The sequence below is a fragment of the Streptomyces sp. NPDC059373 genome, from assembly GCF_042751495.1.
GTDB lineage: Bacteria > Actinomycetota > Actinomycetes > Streptomycetales > Streptomycetaceae > Actinacidiphila.
The window spans coordinates 68,131-84,239 of the sequence record NZ_JBHYXC010000020.1; the positions used below are offsets into that span (position 1 = coordinate 68,131).

14 protein-coding genes are annotated in these 16,109 nt (G+C 70.9%); 4 read left to right on the forward strand and 10 right to left on the reverse strand.

Going from position 1 to position 16,109, the window contains the following annotated elements:
• Nucleotides 1-150: 150 nt before the first annotated feature.
• The 10 genes from ACFXJ5_RS24900 to ACFXJ5_RS24945 form a co-directional block, all read right to left on the reverse strand.
• Nucleotides 151-1,221 (reverse strand): S1 family peptidase, encoded by a 1,071-nt coding sequence (locus ACFXJ5_RS24900; RefSeq protein WP_384635025.1) that lies wholly within the window; start codon nt 1,219-1,221, stop codon nt 151-153.
• A gap of 268 nt (nt 1,222-1,489) precedes the next feature.
• Nucleotides 1,490-2,563: a S1 family peptidase gene (locus tag ACFXJ5_RS24905; protein ID WP_384635027.1), complete on the reverse strand. Its 1,074-nt coding sequence runs from the start codon at nt 2,561-2,563 to the stop codon at nt 1,490-1,492.
• A 191-nt stretch (nt 2,564-2,754) separates the two neighbouring features.
• Nucleotides 2,755-3,516 carry a DUF1684 domain-containing protein gene (locus tag ACFXJ5_RS24910; RefSeq protein ID WP_384635030.1) on the reverse strand — a complete coding sequence of 254 codons (762 nt, stop codon included), beginning with the start codon at nt 3,514-3,516 and terminating at the stop codon, nt 2,755-2,757.
• A gap of 5 nt (nt 3,517-3,521) precedes the next feature.
• Nucleotides 3,522-4,826 carry an NtaA/DmoA family FMN-dependent monooxygenase gene (locus ACFXJ5_RS24915; protein WP_384635032.1) on the reverse strand — a complete coding sequence of 435 codons (1,305 nt, stop codon included), beginning with the start codon at nt 4,824-4,826 and terminating at the stop codon, nt 3,522-3,524.
• Entirely contained in the window at nt 4,823-5,890 is a 1,068-nt protein-coding gene (locus ACFXJ5_RS24920; RefSeq protein ID WP_384635035.1) for an LLM class flavin-dependent oxidoreductase, read from the reverse strand. Before ACFXJ5_RS24920 ends, ACFXJ5_RS24915 begins: the two co-directional genes overlap by 4 nt.
• Nucleotides 5,891-5,914: 24 nt before the next feature.
• Entirely contained in the window at nt 5,915-6,883 is a 969-nt protein-coding gene (locus ACFXJ5_RS24925; protein WP_384635038.1) for an ABC transporter substrate-binding protein, read from the reverse strand.
• A gap of 95 nt (nt 6,884-6,978) precedes the next feature.
• The gene (locus tag ACFXJ5_RS24930) at nt 6,979-7,740 is read right to left on the reverse strand and encodes an amino acid ABC transporter ATP-binding protein (protein ID WP_384635041.1); all 762 of its coding nucleotides are present in this window, start codon (nt 7,738-7,740) and stop codon (nt 6,979-6,981) included.
• Nucleotides 7,737-8,621 carry an amino acid ABC transporter permease gene (locus tag ACFXJ5_RS24935; protein WP_384635044.1) on the reverse strand — a complete coding sequence of 295 codons (885 nt, stop codon included), beginning with the start codon at nt 8,619-8,621 and terminating at the stop codon, nt 7,737-7,739. Before ACFXJ5_RS24935 ends, ACFXJ5_RS24930 begins: the two co-directional genes overlap by 4 nt.
• 61 nt (nt 8,622-8,682) lie before the next feature.
• On the reverse strand, nt 8,683-10,617 hold the full coding sequence (locus tag ACFXJ5_RS24940) for an FAD/NAD(P)-binding protein (protein WP_384635046.1): 1,935 nt from the start codon (nt 10,615-10,617) through the stop codon (nt 8,683-8,685).
• Nucleotides 10,618-11,021: 404 nt separating this feature from the next.
• The gene (locus ACFXJ5_RS24945) at nt 11,022-11,825 is read right to left on the reverse strand and encodes a GntR family transcriptional regulator (RefSeq protein WP_384635049.1); all 804 of its coding nucleotides are present in this window, start codon (nt 11,823-11,825) and stop codon (nt 11,022-11,024) included.
• Nucleotides 11,826-12,001: 176 nt separating this feature from the next.
• Between ACFXJ5_RS24945 and ACFXJ5_RS24950 the strand changes: the two genes are divergently transcribed.
• The 4 genes from ACFXJ5_RS24950 to ACFXJ5_RS24965 are packed head-to-tail and all read left to right on the forward strand — an operon-like array spanning nt 12,002 to nt 16,060.
• Nucleotides 12,002-13,144 carry an ABC transporter substrate-binding protein gene (locus ACFXJ5_RS24950; RefSeq protein WP_384635052.1) on the forward strand — a complete coding sequence of 381 codons (1,143 nt, stop codon included), beginning with the start codon at nt 12,002-12,004 and terminating at the stop codon, nt 13,142-13,144.
• Between the two features lie 11 nt (nt 13,145-13,155).
• Nucleotides 13,156-14,097, forward strand: coding sequence for an ABC transporter permease (locus tag ACFXJ5_RS24955; RefSeq protein WP_384635055.1), 942 nt, complete (start codon nt 13,156-13,158; stop codon nt 14,095-14,097).
• Nucleotides 14,085-14,984 (forward strand): ABC transporter permease, encoded by a 900-nt coding sequence (locus tag ACFXJ5_RS24960; protein ID WP_384635058.1) that lies wholly within the window; start codon nt 14,085-14,087, stop codon nt 14,982-14,984. The genes ACFXJ5_RS24955 and ACFXJ5_RS24960 overlap by 13 nt, the downstream gene beginning before the upstream one ends.
• Nucleotides 14,981-16,060 (forward strand): ABC transporter ATP-binding protein, encoded by a 1,080-nt coding sequence (locus ACFXJ5_RS24965; protein ID WP_384635060.1) that lies wholly within the window; start codon nt 14,981-14,983, stop codon nt 16,058-16,060. The genes ACFXJ5_RS24960 and ACFXJ5_RS24965 overlap by 4 nt, the downstream gene beginning before the upstream one ends.
• Nucleotides 16,061-16,109 lie beyond the last annotated feature (49 nt).

Here is a 16,109-nt window from a genome sequence, read left to right on the forward strand (position 1 = left end):
CGACGGACCCGGGGCCGCGACGGACCCGGGGCCGTGCTACACCCGGGGTCGCGACGGGCCCGGGACCGTGCTGCGCCCGCGACAGGCCCGGGGCGCAGCACGGGCCGGCCCCGGCCCGTCGCGGTCGGCGGCGGAGTCCGCGGAACTCCCCTAGTAGACGCTGACGCCGTAGTTGCTGAGCGCCTCCGTCACGGGCTGGAAGAAGGTCTCGCCGCCGGAGGTGCAGTCGCCGCTGCCGCCGGAGGTGAGGCCGAGGGCGATGCCGCCGGAAGTGTAGAGCGGGCCGCCGGAGTCGCCGCCCTCGGCGCAGACGGTGGTGTCGATCATCTGGTAGACGACGTCACCGCTGCCGTAGTTGACGGTGGCGTTGAGCGCGGTCACCTTGCCCGAGTGGATGCCGGTGGTGGAACCGGAGCGCAGCACCGACTCGCCGACGTAGGCGCTGGCGGAGCTGGTGATGTCGGTGTTGCCGGCGCCGCCGGTCTTGGTGATCGAGGTGTTGGTGTACTTGACCAGCGCGTAGTCGTTGGTCGGGAAGCTGTAGCTGACGTTGGTGCCCAGCGTCGTCGTGTGACCGGAGTTGCTGTACCAGGTCGAGGCGACCTGGCCGCAGTGACCGGCGGTCAGGAAGTAGTACGTGCTGCCGCTGACGACGTTGAAGCCCAGTGAACACCGGTACTGGCCGCCGTAGATGGCGCTGCCACCGGTGATCAGCTTGTTGAAGGTGCCGGAGCTGCGCTTGATGACGACCGCGTCGCCATAGGAGGCGGTGGCCTTCTTGAGCTTGGCCAGTTCGGCCTTGGTGACGGTGGAGTCGGCGGTGACGACGAGCTGGTTGGTCGTCGGGTGCACGGCCCAGGCGGTGCCGCCGATGTCGGCGGCCTTGGTGGCGTCGCCGGCCTTGTTGAGCTGGGTGGTGCTGTACTTGACGACCTTGGGGACGGCGCCGGAGGCGCGTACGGCCGAGGCGTCGGCGGCGTCGGTGATGTTGACGACGAAGGTCTTGGCCTCGGTGTCGTAGTACGAGCCGGCGGTGGCGCCGGAGCCGAGCGTCTTGGTGACGTCGACGGCCGCCTGTGAGCGCGCCTGGACCGTGGGGGCGGCCTGGGCGCTGGGCGTTGCGAGTGCGGTGGCGGCCAGCAGGCCGGTTGCGGCGACGGCGATCAGCCGTGCTCGTCTTGCGATGCCGCTGTGGGGGTTGGTTGTACGAGTGTTCCTCACTTGTTTCCTCCTGTGGGGGGTGGAGAGGTCCCTTGGGTGCGGGTCCGTGAGGCGCAGGCGGGACGCGAGGCCTTATAGGTCATGTCCCTGACAAGCACTCCCCGGGAGTATTGCGACCTTCCGGGAACCGCACAAGAGGGCCAAAGAAAGGCGCCGCGCCCGGCCGCCCCGGTGCGGGCGGTCGGACGCGGCGTCCGTCATGCCGGTGTCGGTCGGCGTACCGGCCGACGTGTCAGCAGACCTCTCGGCAAACCTCTCAGCCGACCTGTCAGTAGACGCTCACCCCGTAGTGGTTCAGGGCTTCGACGACCGGCTGGAAGTAGGTCGTGCCGCCTGAGGTGCAGTTGCCGCTGCCGCCGGAGGTGAGGCCGAGGGCGATGCCGCCGGAGGTGTACAGCGGGCCACCGCTGTCGCCGCCCTCGGCGCACACATTGGTGCGGATCATCTGGTAGACGACGTCACCGCTGCCGTAGTTGACGGTGTAGTTGAGCCCGGTGACCGACCCGGAGTGGATGCCGGTGGTGGAACCGGAGCGCAGCACCGACTCGCCGACGTAGGCGCTGGCGGAGCTGGTGATGTCGGTGTTGCCGGCGCCGCCGGTCTTGGTGATCGAGGTGTTGGTGTACTTGACCAGCGCGTAGTCGTTGGTCGGGAAGCTGTAGCTGACGTTGGTGCCCAGCGTCGTCGTGTGACCGGAGTTGGAGTACCAGGTCGACGCGACCTGGCCGCAGTGACCGGCGGTCAGGAAGTAGTACGTACTGCCACTCACGACATTGAAGCCCAGCGAACACCGGTACTGGCCGCCGTAGATGGCGCTGCCACCGGTGATCAGCCGGCTGAACTTCCCGGAGACCCGCTGGATACTCACCGCGCTGCCGTACGAGGCGGTGGTGGACGTGAGCGTGGCCAGCTCGGCGCGCGAGACGGTGCTGTCCGCGCTGATCTCGAGCTTGTTCGTCCGGGGGTTGACGCCCCAGGCCGTGCCGCCGATGTCGGCGGCCTTGGTGGCGGCGCCGGCCTTGGCGAGCTGGGCGGAGCTGTACGTGACCAGCCTGGGGACGGCGCCCGCGGCGCGGACGGACTGGGCGGCGGCGTTGGTGGTGACGTTGACGACGGTGGCCTTGGCCTTGGCGTCGTAGTACGAACCGGCGGTGACGGAGGAGCCGAGGGACGTGGCGAGGGTCGCCGCCGCACCGGGCGAGACCTTGGCGGCCGGAGCGGCCTGGGCGGCGGGCAGGGAGAGCGCGGTGACCGCCAGCAGGCCGGATGCCACGGCGATCAGCCGCGCGCGTCTCGCGAAGGTGTTCCGGGGGGTCGTGGGGGTGGTGCGCTTGAGTCTCACTCGTTCCTCCTGTGGGTTGGAGTCATGGAGCAGACAGGGACAAGGCATACGTGCCCCTGACAAAGCGCTTGGGCGGGAGTATTCAGACCGGCAAACGAAGATACAAGGGCGACTTTCGGCCGCGTCACCCACACGAAACAGCGCCCCCGGGGAAGCTGGATTCCCTGGGGGCGCTGTCCGGTGACGTCGTCTCAGCTGGTGAGGGCCTGCCGCTCGCCCGCCTCGACGGCGAACGGCAGGGTGTTGCCCGGCGGCGGGAAGGGGCAGATGAAGCCGTCCGAGAAGGAGCAGGGCGGCAGCAGCGCCCGGTTGAGGTCGAGCACCACGGAACCGTCGTCGGCGGTGGGCGCCGGGGTCCGGATGAAGCGGAAACGGAAGGTGCTCTTCCCGCTGGTCGCGTCGGCGATGACGCCCCACAGTCCGCCGCCCGCCTCGACGGCGACGGTGAGTGTGTGCTCGGTGCCGTCCACCGTGAAGGACAGCTCGCCGCCGACGCCCAGGCCGCGCTGCACGCCGTCGGCGTTGGGCACCTGGATGGTGCGGGTCTCGCCGTACGGACGGAAGACCGCCGGCAGCACCCAGCGCTTGTCGTAGTCGAAGGCGTCGATACCGGCGAAGGCGGCACGCGTGGGCGCGGCCGGGTCCCAGATCCGTACCGCCCACAGGCCCTCGCGCTTGATGGCCACGAGCTTGGTGTCGCCCTCGGCCGGCCGGTACTCCCCGTCCGGGTCCAGGGTCACGCGGTCCCCGGCGTCCGTGGTCAGGATCACCGTCTCGCCGTCCGGCGCCTCGGCCCAGTGGCCCGGCACGCCCTCGATGCGGCCGTCCACCGCGTCGACCAGCCAGAAGGTGCCGGTCAGCGACAGCGGCCCGTACGGCGCCGCGACCGACTCGGCGCGCTGCTCGCGCCAGGCCTTCCACTCCTGCTGTGCATCAGTGCTCACGCTGCTCATGGTGTTCAAGCCTTCCATACCGGCTCGCGCAGACCGAGGTGGTCACGGAGCGTCGAGCCCTCGTAATCCTGTCGGAACGATCCCCGCTCCTGCAGCAGCGGGACCACTCTGTCCACGAACTCGTCGAGGCCGCCGGGGGTGAGGTGCGGAACGAGGATGAAGCCGTCGGAGGCGTCGGTCTGCACGAACTCGTCGATCGTCGCCGCGACCGTCTCGGCCGAGCCGACGAAGGACTGCCGGCCGGTCAGCTCGATCACCGTCTCGCGGATCGACAGACCCTTCTCCTGCGACAGCGCCCGCCACTTGGCGGCGGTCGCGAGCCGGTCGCCGTGCCGGGCCCGGCCGAGGGTGACATTGCCCTCCGGCTCGGGGTCCACGTCCGGGAAGGGCCCGTCGGGGTCGTAGTCGGTGAGGTCGCGGCCCCAGAGCTGCTCCAGGTAGGTGATCGCGGTCCGCCCGGAGACCTGCTGCCGGCGGATCGCGGCGGCCTTCTCCGTGGCCTCTTCGTCGGTGTCGCCGAGCACGAAGGTCGCGCCCGGCATGATCTTCAGGTCCTCGGGCCGGCGGCCGTACGCGGCCAGCCGCCCCTTGACGTCGGCGTAGAAGACGCGGCCCGCCTCCAGGGTGCCGTGCAGCGTGAAGATGATGTCGGCGGCGGACGCGGCGAACTCCCGGCCCTCGGCGGAGTCCCCGGCCTGGATGACCACCGGATGGCCCTGCGGACTGCGCGGGACGCCGAACTCACCGCTGATCGAGAAGTGCGTGCCGTCGTGTACGAAGGGCCGGGGCCTTCCGTCGGGCGACCAGGAGTCCCACAGCTCACGGGCGGTGGCCACGAACTCGGCGGCGCGCGTGTAGCGGTCGGCGCGGTCGAGGTAGCCGCCGCGCCGGAAGTTCTCGCCGGTGAAGGCGTCGGAGGACGTCACCACGTTCCAGGCGGCGCGGCCGGCGCTGAGGTGGTCGAGGGTCGCGAGCCGCCGGGCCAGTTCGTACGGCTCGTTGAAGGTCGCGTTGACCGTGGCGGCCAGGCCCAGCTTGTCGGTGACGGCGGCCAGCGCGTTGAGCACGGTGATCGACTCGGGCCGGCCCACCACGTCCAGGTCATGGATCCGGCCCTTGTGCTCGCGCAGCCGCAGCCCCTCGGCGAGGAAGAAGAAGTCGAACTTCCCGCGTTCGGCGGTCTCGGCGAGGTGGACGAAGGAGGAGAAGTCGATCTGGCTCTTCGAGCGGGGATCGGCCCATACGGTGGTGTTGTTGACGCCCGGGAAGTGGGCGGCGAGGTGGATCTGCTTGCGGGGCTTCGCGGTCATCGCGCCGCCTCCCTCTCCAGCGCGTAGCGGTTCGCCGGCCGGCCGAGGCCCAGGTGCTCGCGCAGTGTCGTACCGGGGTGGAAGCCCCGGAACAGCCCCCGGTGCTGGAGCAGGGCCACGGTGCCGTTGACGAAGCGCTCCAGGTCGCGCCGGGGCTCGGCGGGGCGGATGTGGAAGCCGTCGACCGCGCCTGCGGTGTGCCAGTCGGCGATCAGCTCGGCGAGTCCGACCGGCCCGCCGGCGTACGTGGCCGAACGGTCCGGCTGCACCCCGAACGCGGACTCGGCGCCGCTCAGGTCGACGGCCAGGTCCGCCAGGACGGTCAGGGTGCCGGGGTCGCGGCCCGCGGCGACGGCTCCGGCCCGCAGGGTGTCGCGGGCCGTGACGGCCGAAGCGCGGTCGGCGGCGCGGACGTGGACGATGTCGGCGTAGCGGGCGGCGACGTCGAAGGCCCCCAGGTCCGTGGCGCGCACGGCGATCACCGGGTGGCCCTGTGGAGGCCGGGGGACGATCGAGGGGCCCTTGACGGAGAAGCCGGTGCCTTGGAAGTCGACGTAGTGCAGTTTGTCGCGGTCGATGAAGCGGCCGGTCGGGATGTCGCGGATCTCGGCGTCGTCCTCCCAGCTGTCCCAGAGCCGGGCGACGACGTCGGCGACCTCGCCCGCCTCGCGCCAGAGCGCGTCGGACTGAGCGACCGGACGGCGGCCGAAGTGCCGGGCCTCGGCCTCGGTGGTGGACACGTCGACGGTCCAGCCGGCCCGGCCCCCGCTCACCCAGTCGAGGGTGGCGAGGGCCGCCGACACGTGGAACGGCTCGGTGTGGGTGGTCGTGACGGTCGGCACCAGGCCGATCCGGTCGGTCACCGGGGCGACCCGGGTGAGCACGGCGAGCGCGTCGAGCCGGCCGGTGCCGTCCTGCGGCGGCGCGAGGGAGTCGTCGAGGGTGACGAAGTCCAGGGCGCCGCGTTCGGCGAGCTGTGCCAGCTCCACGTAGGAGGAGGCGCCGTACTGCCCCCGGCCGTCGATGGCGACGGCCAGGTGCAGCGGGCGGGTTGGTGCGGGCATGGGGAGTGGTGCCTCCGGTCGGCGTCAGCTGCTGGTCTTGGGCAGACCCAGGGGGTTGAGCTCGGACGAGGTGACGGCCTCGTTGGACAGGCCCCAGCGCTTGAGGACCTTGGCGTACGAACCGTCCTTGATGACCTTGTTCAGGGCGTCGTTGAGTGCCTTGACCAGGCCGTTGTCCTTCTTGGTGATCGCGGCGATCTTGCCCTGGATGGTCGCGCCGCCACCCGAGTAGGTGCCGACGATCTTCGTCTTGCCGCTGACCGCGACGTGGTACGCGGCGGTCGGGTTCGGGCCGAGGTAGGCGTCGATGCGCCCGGAGTCGAGCGCGAGGTAGTAGTCGGAGGCGTTGTTGTAGTACTTGACGTCGACCGGCTTGAGGCCGTTCTTCTTGTCCTCCTGGCTCCACTCCAGCAGGATCTTCTCCTGGTTGGTGCCGGAGCTGACCGCGATGGTCTTACCGGCGACGTCCTTGGGGCCGGTCACCTTCCAGTCGACGCTCTTCTTCGCCTCGAAGGCGAGGTTGTCGAGCCGGTAGGTGGCGAAGTCGTACTTCTCCTTGCGTTCCTCGGTCACGGTGACGTTGGAGAAGCCGACGTCGTTCTTGCCGCTGTCGAGCCCGATGAAGAGGTTCTCCCACGACGTGACGTTGAACTTGGGCTTGAGGCCGAGGGTGTCGGCGACCAGCGTCGCGAGGTCGTACTCGACGCCGATCGGGGTCTTGTCGTCGGTGGCGTAGAAGCCCAGCGGCGGCGCGGTGCCGGCGGTGCCGCCGATGACGAGCGTGCCGGTCTTGCTGATCTTCGACGGCACCTCGGCGGCGATGGTGGCGTCCTTCGTCCCTCTGATCCGGTTCTGGTTCGGCCCGAGGTTGATCTTGGTGCCCTTGACCGTGGCGTTCGCCGCTTTCTGGTCCGCCGCGTCGGTGTTCCCGCCGCAGGCGGTGAGCAGGGCCAGGGAGGAGGTCAGGGCGACGATGGCAGCGGTGCGCTTCACTTGCGTACTCCTGTGCTTGATGAGGGTTTTCGGAGGACCTTGGATTTCGGAGGACCCTGGATTTCGGAGGACCCTGGATTCAGAGGACCCTGGATTCAAAGGACCTTGGAGAGGAACGCCTTGGTGCGTTCGTGGCTGGGGGTGTCGAAGACCTCGCCGGGCGGGCCCTGTTCGACGATCCGGCCGCCGTCCATGAAGACGACGGTGTCCGCCACCTCCCGGGCGAACCCGATCTCGTGGGTGACGACGATCAGGGTGGTGCCGCCGTGGGCGAGGTCCTTGATGACGTCGAGGACCTCCCCGACGAGTTCGGGGTCGAGCGCCGAGGTCGGCTCGTCGAAGAGCAGCACCTTGGGCTCCAGTGCGAGCGCCCGCGCGATGGCGACGCGCTGCTGCTGGCCGCCGGAGAGCCGGCGTGGGTACTCGTCGGCCTTGTCGGACAGGCCGACGCGGTCGAGCAGCCCGCGTGCCAGCTCGGTCACTTCCTTGCGGGGCCGCTTCAGCGCGGAGACCGGGGCCTCGACGATGTTCTCGAGGACGGTGAGGTGCGGGAAGAGGTTGAAGTTCTGGAAGACGAAGCCGATTCCGGTGCGCTGCTTGAGGACCTCGCGCTCCTTGAGCTCGTACAGCTTGTCGCCGGAGCGGCGGTAGCCGATGAGCCTGTCGTCGACGCTGATCCAGCCCCGGTCCACCTTCTCCAGGTGGTTGATGGTCCGCAGCAGCGTGGACTTGCCCGAGCCGGAGGGCCCGAGGATCACGGTGACGGAGCCGGACCGGACCTGGAGGTCCACGCCCTGGAGGACTTCGAGGGAGCCGAAGCTCTTGTGGACACCCCGGATGTCGATGATGACGCTCATGTCCGAGCCCCCCGCGAGAAGTGCCGTTCGACGTAGTACTGGGCGACGGACAGGATCGAGGTCAGCACGATGTACCAGAAGGTCGCCACCAGCAGCAGCGGGATGACCCGGCCGTTACGGCCGTAGATGACCTGGACCTGGTAGAAGAGCTCGCCGATCGCGACCACCGAGACGATCGAGGTGCCCTTGAAGAGCGAGATCACCTCGTTCGCCGCGCTCGGCAGGATCGAGCGCATCGCCTGCGGCAGCACGATCCGCCGCAGTTGGCGGAGCCTGGGGATGCCGAGCGCGGACGCGGCCTCCAACTGACCGCCGTCCACGGAGAGGACGCCGCCGCGCACGATCTCCGCGAAGTACGCGGCCTGGTGGAGCGAGAGCCCGAGGACAGCCGCGCCGAGCGGGCCGAGGTCGAGGGTCTTGAAGGAGAAGAAGCCCGGCCCGAAGGGGACGCCGATGCTCAGGTGCTCGTACAGGACCGTGAGGTTGAACCAGAAGATGACCTGGACGATGAGCGGGATGGAGCGGAACGCCCATACGTAGCCGAAGGCCACCCCCTTCAGCAGCGGGCTCGCCGACAGCCGCATGAAGGCCAGCACGACGCCCAGGACGAAGCCGATGACAGTGCCGTAGAGGGTCAGCTGCAGGGTCACCCCGAGCGCCTTGATGATCGTCTCGGAGGAGAAGTACAGCCCGAAGGTGTCCCAGTCCCAGGCCTGGTTGGTGACCAGGCCGTGGACGAACTGGGCGAGGAGGACGGCCACCGCGAAGGTGGCGACCCAGCGCCACGGATGGCGCGCGGGGACCACCTTCAGGGCCGCGTAGTCGTCCGGTTCGGGCGTCGGCGGGGCTTTGTCGATGGGTGGATCGCTGGTCAGAGACATGGGCGTACCTCGGAAAGGGGGCAAAGGGGGCAAAGGGGGGACGAGAGGTGGGGTGGGGCGCTCAGGCGCTGAGCGCGTCGGTACAGCCGGTACAGGAGGACGGCGCGCGCAGGAAGGCCAGCAGGGCGCGGGCGGTCGCGTCGTTCTGCCGGAAGGCCGGGCCGTTGGTGCCGGGGCGGGTGAAGGCGCCGGCGGAGCGGGCGTCGGTGTGCGGGCCCAGCGCGAAGCGGCGCGGGTGCGGGCGGCCGGAGCGGTCGATGACCCGGCCGTCCTCGGCGGTGACGGCCACCAGCCCGGCCGGGGTGGAGGTCACCCCGGCGCCGTCCTCCCCGTACTGCTCGTGCAGCGAGCGCAGCAGCGGGTCCCGGGTACGGTCCACGGTCGGGCCCGGCAGCCGGGCCTCGACCAGGGCCCGCGCCTCGACGCTCGCGCCGGGCACACTCGGGCTGCTCGCCCGGAAGACCCCGCGCGCGGGGTCCGCGGTGACCGACGTGTCCGCCCCGAGGAAGCGGACGACTCCGGCCCGGGACAGCGCGAGGAGCTGCCGCAGCCGGGGCCCCGGCGGGCCCGACGCGACATAGCTGAAGAAGCCGTGCCACCACTCGCCGACGTCGCCGAGCCGCAGCATCTGCCCGTACACCGACAGCAGCCCGAGGAAAACGGCCAGGTCGGGGCTGTACGCCGGGTCGTGGCGGCGGGCGAGGTCGGCGGTGATGTGGTCGCGCAGGCCTTCCTGCAGCCGGTCCGGGTCGCCGAAGCGCACCCCCGCCAGCGGCTGGTCCAGGGCCGCCAGGTCCAGCCGGTCGGCGGGATCGGGCACGGCGGCGGCGACCAGGGTGTGCAGCTCGGCGCTGTCCGGCTCGGCGGCGGCGTACCGGGCGTCGAACTCCGGCCAGGTGAGGGTCGTACGTTCCGGGTGGGCGCTGAACAGCTCGTGGTAGTGCGCGAAGCCCAGTTCCTTGGCGATCAGCGGCCAGAGCTCCCGCCGGAAGTCCGGCCGCCCGGGCCGGGCGAGCAGTTCGTCCACCTGCGCGGGGCCGAAGTACCGGGGCAGCGGCGGGCGTTCGCCGCTCCAGGCGTAGCCGATCTTGGAGCGGTACGGCACGCCGCGCCGCGAGCCGATGTGCAGCACGGGCTCCTGCCCGGACGGGTGGTACGTCAGCTCACCGCCGGCGCCGTCCTCCTCGTACCGCCCGCCCCGGCCCTCCGTCAGCAGCACCATCAGGTCCACGAAGGCCAGCCCGAAGCCGCGTACGATCACCGGCTCGCCGGGGGCCAGCACCGACAGATCGCTGTCCGCCGTGAACTCCGGCGGCAGATGCACCAGCCCGTGCTCCGCCGCGAACGCCGCGAGGCCCCGCTGCTCGGCGTCCGGTTCGGCGTCCAGATGGCCGAGCGCCAGGACGACCAGATCCCCGGTCACCGGCTCGGCCCGCCCCTCCAGCCACACGCTCTGCCGGCCCTCGCGGGAGCCGGTCACACGGACCGCCCGGTGGGGGTGCAGATGCACGGCGATACCGGGCGGGAGCGCGGCGGTGGCCTGCTCGTAGACCCACCGCATGTACGCGCTCTGCAGCCGCCGGCTCGCGAAGCTCTGCGACGTCAGGTCACGGGCCTCGGCGTCGAGTTGGCCATCGAGACCGGTGATCGCGAGCTCGCCGCTCCTGATCCGCTCCGACCACTCCGCGAGGGACGGTCCGGGACGTATGGGGCCCTGCGACTCCACGGACGCGTCGGTGAACATCGTCACGTCCTCCGCCATGGAGTTCATCCACAGCAGCGGTGACTGCTCGTGCCGCCACACCCGCCCGCCGCCGGGCGGAAAGGGGTCCACGAGGTGGATGTCGAGGCGGCCGCCGTCGTACAGCTCGTCGGCGTTGGCGGCGATGCGCTCCAGGAGACCGGTGCCACGCGGGCCTGCGCCGACGATCACGAGCGATCGCGGCGAAGGGGGCGGCGGAAGCGAGGAGGAAGGTGCGGACGGGGATGCAGGCATGCGGAGGCTCCGTGGATGCACAGATAGATCACGGGTCTTGCCTACACACAGCCGCGTCCCTCAACGCGGCGGGCCGCAGCGGCGACCTGCCATGAGGCTAAGCCCAGGGCATCGCCCGCTGTCAAGCGTGTCCACATGCCGAGCAGCGCGTCTCACGTGGTTGACGGGAGCGCGCTGTGGCTGTTCCACTGTGGCCATGCGTACTTGTCAGCTGGTCACCCGCGACCACATCGACTTCGGTCGAGTGTGGTCGTCGTCGTGTCGCCCCTGACCCGGTAGCTCGCCGCGCGCCTCTCGCGCCCCGCGGTTGCCTGATGGCTTCTTTCTCCGCCTTCACACACGCATGACTCCCTCCCTCAGCACCCGCCCCACCCGTTTTTCTCATCTCTCGCGGCATACGCGGTCTACTGCGACGTGTGCCGCGAAAGCGCCGTCGACGCCGTCGAGTTGTGCACGGTGAAGGCGACCGTGCCCGGCAGATAGCGATCGTCGGACCACTCCACCGGTTTGCCGGTCGGGTCGGTCGAGCGGCGGCGCTCGCGCAGCAGCGCGTCGCCGACCCCGCATTCCAGCAGGACGGCGTCCTCGGCATCTGCCGGGGCCAGGTCGATCGTGTGGTCGGCGTCCGTGAAGAGCACGCCGTGGCCCTCCAGCAATGCGCTGTGCGAGTCGGCCTCGCGCGGGAAGCGCTCGACCAACTCCCCCACCCACTCCGGGTAGACGGCCCGTTCGACCATCACCGGCCGCCCCGAGAGCGTACGCAGCCGCAGCACCCGGTAGACGTACGCCCCGCTCTCCAGGCGCAGTTGCTCGCACTCCAGCGGCAGGCCGGGCTCCCGTACGACCGCGATGGTGCGGCCGCCGGGCTCCTCGCCGATGGAACGGGCCCAGCGCGCGAAGCTGGTGAGCTCGGCGAAGCTCTGGACACGGGTGTCGCTGAGGACGACCCGGCGGGTGCCGCGGCGGGAGGTGACCAGGCCGTCGGCGCGCAGGAGGGCGAGGGCCTGGCGGATGGTGCCCCGGGAGACGTCGTAGCGCTCGGCCAGGGCGCCCTCGGCGGGCAGCCGGGCCCCGGACCCGTACGCTCCGGCCGCTATGGCCTCTCTCAGGTCGGCCGCGACCTTGCGGTACAGCGTCTGCGGCGCCTTCGGATCCTTCGGCTGCCCGGTGCCGCCCACGCCCGCCCCACCCGTCTTTCCACTGGTCATCTGCGCGACCGACCCTACCTGGTCGGTGAAGTGGCCGGATCTTTCCCATCCGCGCCGCACAGAAATCCCTGTCTGTTTACTTCCCCGTCACCTGGCTCCGCCGTACTGTCCCTAAGTTGTACAGCCAACTTGGGTTTACCGTCCTCCTCCGCCCTCCGCTCGTACAGGAGCTCCCCGTGACTGTCCCCCGCGTCGCAGCCCTCGCCGCCGCGCTCACCGCCTCCGCGCTCGCCCTCAGCGCCTGCGGTGCGGCGCCCAGCGCCGACTCCTCCACCAGCAGCGCAGCGACGGCGACCTCCGCCGCCGACGCCGGCGGCCTGGACGCCCTCGTCACCGCGGCCAAGAAGGAGGGCGCCCTGCACGTCATCGCCCTCCCGCCGGACTGGGCCAACTACGGCGCGGTCATAGCCGGGTTCAAGAAGAAGTACCCCGGCATCAAGATCACCAGCGAGAACCCGGACGGATCCAGCCAGGACGAGGTGAACGCCATCACCTCCCGCAAGGGCCAGGACCGCGCCCCGGACGTCGTCGACCTCGGCAGCACCTTCGCCCTGAGCGCCGCGAGCCAGGGCCTGCTGGCCCCGTACAAGGTGGCGGACTACGCCAAGATCCCGGCCGCCCAGAAGGACAGCCAGGCCCGCTGGTACAACGACTACGGCGGCTACATCTCCATCGGCTGCGACGCCAAGAAGGTCACGGCCTGTCCCACGACCTTCGCCGACCTCCTCAAGCCGCAGTACAAGGGCCAGGTCGCCCTCAACGGCAACCCGACCAAGTCCGGCTCCGCCTTCGGCGGCGTCTTCGCGGCCGCGCTGGCCAACGGCGGTTCGCTGGACGACATCCAGCCCGGCCTGGACTTCTTCGCCAAGCTGAAGAAGAACGGCAACTACAACCCCGTCGAGTCCACCCCGGCGACCGTCGAGAAGGGCGAGACGCCGATCAGCATCGACTGGGACTACCTCAACGCCGGCTACGCCGACGAGTTCAAGACCAAGGGCGTCGACTGGAAGGTCTCCGTCCCGTCCGACGGCCTCTACGCCCAGTACTACTCGCAGGCGGTCAACAAGACGGCCCCGCACCCGGCCGCCGCACGCCTGTGGGAGGAGTACCTCTACAGTGCCGAGGGCCAGAACCTGTGGCTCCAGGGCTACGCCCGCCCGGTCCTGATGGACGCCCTCAAGTCGGCCGGCACCCTGGACGCCACCGCCGCCGCCAAGCTCCCGTCCGTCTCCGGCACCGCGAAGTTCCCGACCCAGGCCCAGTCGGACAAGGCCCAGAAGGTCGTGACCGAGGGCTGGTCCAAGGCCGTGGCCGGCTGAGGCCCAAACCGATGACAACGGCCTCCGCCGCGACGCCGTCCCCCGCCGCCGATGACCTCGGCGGCGCGGGGGCCGCGCCCGTTCCCGTGTCCAAGCCCGTGTCCAGGAAGAGCCGCCGGTCGACCGGCTGGCTCGCCGTCGTGCCCCTGCTGCTGTTCATCGCCGTCGCCTTCGGCCTGCCCGCGTTCGCCATCACCGTCGGCGCCTTCACCACGACCGACGACGCCCCGGGCGGCGCCCAGTGGACCGGCGACAACATGACCCTGTCGATGCACGGCGCCTACCTCACCGCCCTCCTGGGGAGCGTCAAGCTCTCCGCGCTCACCGCCGCCCTCGGCGTCGTCGTCGGACTGCCCCTTGCGCAAGCCGTGGTGACCTCCCGCTTCCGCGCGCTGCGCGAGGCGGTTCTGGCCGCCTCCGGTGTCCTCGCCAACTTCGGCGGCGTACCGCTGGCCTTCGCCTTCGTCGCCACCCTCGGCAACTCCGGTGAGCTGACCAAGCTCTTCCACCTCAGCGACCACGGCTGGAGCCTCTACACCTTCTCCGGCCTGACCCTGGTCTACCTCTACTTCCTGGTCCCTCTGATGGTGCTCACCATCACCCCCGCCCTGGAGGGCCTGCGCGTCCAGTGGCGCGAGGCCGCGCAGAACAACGGCGCGACCACCCGCCAGTACTGGCTGCACGTCGCGCTGCCGGTCCTCGCCCCCTCCCTCCTCGGCGGCTTCGTACTGCTCTTCGGCAGCGCCTTCGCCGCCTACGCCACCGCCGCCGCCATGGTCGGCAGCTCGGTGCCGCTGATCACCCTGCAGATCGCCGACGCACTGTCCGGCAACGTGCTGGTCGGGCAGGGCAATGTCGCGCTCGCGCTGAGCCTCGACATGATCCTGATCGCCGGTCTGGTGATGGCGGTCTACGTCCCGCTGCAGCGAAGGAGCGCCCGATGGCTGCGATAACCGCGACAACCGCGGAACCGGTGAAGCCCGTCGAACCCACGAAGCCGAGGAACCGCCCCCGCTACTGGCGGGGCATCGTCGCGGTCATCGCCGGGCTGTACTTCCTCGGCCCGCTCGCCGCCTCCGTCCTCTTCACCGTCGACGTCCCCAACCAGGGCTTCACGGTCAGCGCCTACACCGGCATCCTCGGCGCCGACGGCTTCCTGTCCAGCCTCCGCCTCACCCTCGAACTGGCCGTCGCCACCATCCTCGTGGTCCTGCTCCTGCTCGTCCCGGCCATGATCGCCATCCGGCTCTCGGCTCCCCGGCTGCGTACCCTCGTCGAGATCGTCTGCTCGCTGCCGCTGGTGGTGCCCGCCGTGGCGCTCACCGCCGGCATCGTGTCGGTCCTGCGCTGGGGGCCGACGAAGCTGTCCCGCACCCCGCTGTACGAGACCATCCTGCAGATCCAGAACCCGTCCTTCCCCGTGGTCCTGGTCCTTGCGTACGTCCTGATGGCTCTGCCGCTCGCCTACCGCACCCTGGACGCCGGGCTGCGCGCCCTCGACCTGGTGACCCTCGTCGAGGCCGCCCGCAACTGCGGGGCGAGCCCGGCGCGGGCGGTGCTGCGGGTCGTACTGCCGAACCTGCGGGGGGCGCTGCTCAACACGGCCTTCCTGACCCTGGCGCTGGTGCTCGGCGAGTACACGGTCGCCGCGATCCTCGGCTTCACGCCGTTCGCGGTGTGGATCGTGGGCATTGGCGGCAGCCAGGCGCAGATGTCGGTGGCCGTGTCCGTGCTGAGCCTGGTGCTGACCTGGGTGCTGCTGCTGATCCTGGCCGCCGCGGGGCGCGGCCCGTCCTTCCGTACGTCCTCCCGCAAGCCCAAGGTCAAGGAGACCTCGTGACCGCCACCGCCACCGAAGCCACCGCCGTCCGCGACTCGGGCGGGGCCACCGTGGAGTTCCGCGGCCTGCGCCGCGTCTTCGGCACCACCATCGCCCTCGACGGCCTCGACCTGACCGTCCGGCCCGGTGAACTCCTCGCCCTGCTCGGCCCGTCCGGCTGCGGCAAGACCACCGCCCTGCGCATCGTGGCCGGGTTCGAGCAGCCGGACGCCGGCCAGGTGCTGGTCGACGGCGAGGATGTCACCGGCGTCCCGGCGCACCGCCGCAACGCCGGGATGGTCTTCCAGTCGTACAGCCTCTTCCCGCACCTCAGCGCCGCCGACAACGTCGCCTTCGGCCTGCGGATGCGCGGTGTCGGGACTGCCGCACGCCGCAAGCGGGCAACGGAACTCCTCGAACTGGTCGGGCTGCCCGAGCACGGCGACCGTTTCCCGCACCAGCTCTCCGGCGGCCAGCAACAGCGCATCGCGCTGGCCCGGGCGCTGGCACTGGAGCCGAAGGTGCTGCTGCTGGACGAGCCGCTCTCCGCGCTCGACGCCAAGGTGCGGGTCACGCTGCGGGAGGAGATCCGCCGACTGCAGCTGGAGTTGGGCATCACCACGCTCTTCGTCACCCACGACCAGGAGGAGGCGCTGTCCACCGCCGACCGGGTCGCCGTCATGCACGGCGGACGCCTCGAGCAGTGCGCGCCGCCGGCCGAGCTGTACGACACCCCGGCCACCGCCTTCGTCGCCGAGTTCGTCGGCACCATGAACCGGCTCCCCGGCCGGACCGGCACCGACGGCACGGTCGAGGTCCTCGGCCGCCGGCTGCCGTCGCGCGGCGAAGCCCGGCCCGACACCGACGTGGACGCCCTGGTCCGCCCCGAGGCCCTGGACGTCACGCCGGGCGGCGACGCGCGCGTGGTCACCGCCTCCTTCCACGGCGCCGTCACCCGGCTCACCCTCGCGCTGGCCGACGGCACCACCCTCAAGGCCGACGTGCCCAGCCACCGCGCGCCCGAGCTGCCGGCCGGTGCCGCCGTCACGGTCGGGCTGCCGGACCGCCCGGTGCTCGTCGACGACCGGACCGCCTGACCCCCCTCGCCACCCGTCCCCCCACGCACGCAACAAGGAGCGAGAAAGC

Coding starts and splice junctions, on each gene's coding strand:
- ACFXJ5_RS24910 (WP_384635030.1), bottom strand. CDS start 3,516: ATGAGCAGCGTGAGCACTGATGCACAGCAGGAGTGGAAGGCCTGGCGC.
- ACFXJ5_RS24915 (WP_384635032.1), bottom strand. CDS start 4,826: ATGACCGCGAAGCCCCGCAAGCAGATCCACCTCGCCGCCCACTTCCCG.
- ACFXJ5_RS24920 (WP_384635035.1), bottom strand. CDS start 5,890: ATGCCCGCACCAACCCGCCCGCTGCACCTGGCCGTCGCCATCGACGGC.
- ACFXJ5_RS24930 (WP_384635041.1), bottom strand. CDS start 7,740: ATGAGCGTCATCATCGACATCCGGGGTGTCCACAAGAGCTTCGGCTCC.
- ACFXJ5_RS24935 (WP_384635044.1), bottom strand. CDS start 8,621: ATGTCTCTGACCAGCGATCCACCCATCGACAAAGCCCCGCCGACGCCC.
- ACFXJ5_RS24940 (WP_384635046.1), bottom strand. CDS start 10,617: ATGCCTGCATCCCCGTCCGCACCTTCCTCCTCGCTTCCGCCGCCCCCT.
- ACFXJ5_RS24945 (WP_384635049.1), bottom strand. CDS start 11,825: ATGACCAGTGGAAAGACGGGTGGGGCGGGCGTGGGCGGCACCGGGCAG.
- ACFXJ5_RS24955 (WP_384635055.1), top strand. CDS start 13,156: ATGACAACGGCCTCCGCCGCGACGCCGTCCCCCGCCGCCGATGACCTC.
- ACFXJ5_RS24960 (WP_384635058.1), top strand. CDS start 14,085: ATGGCTGCGATAACCGCGACAACCGCGGAACCGGTGAAGCCCGTCGAA.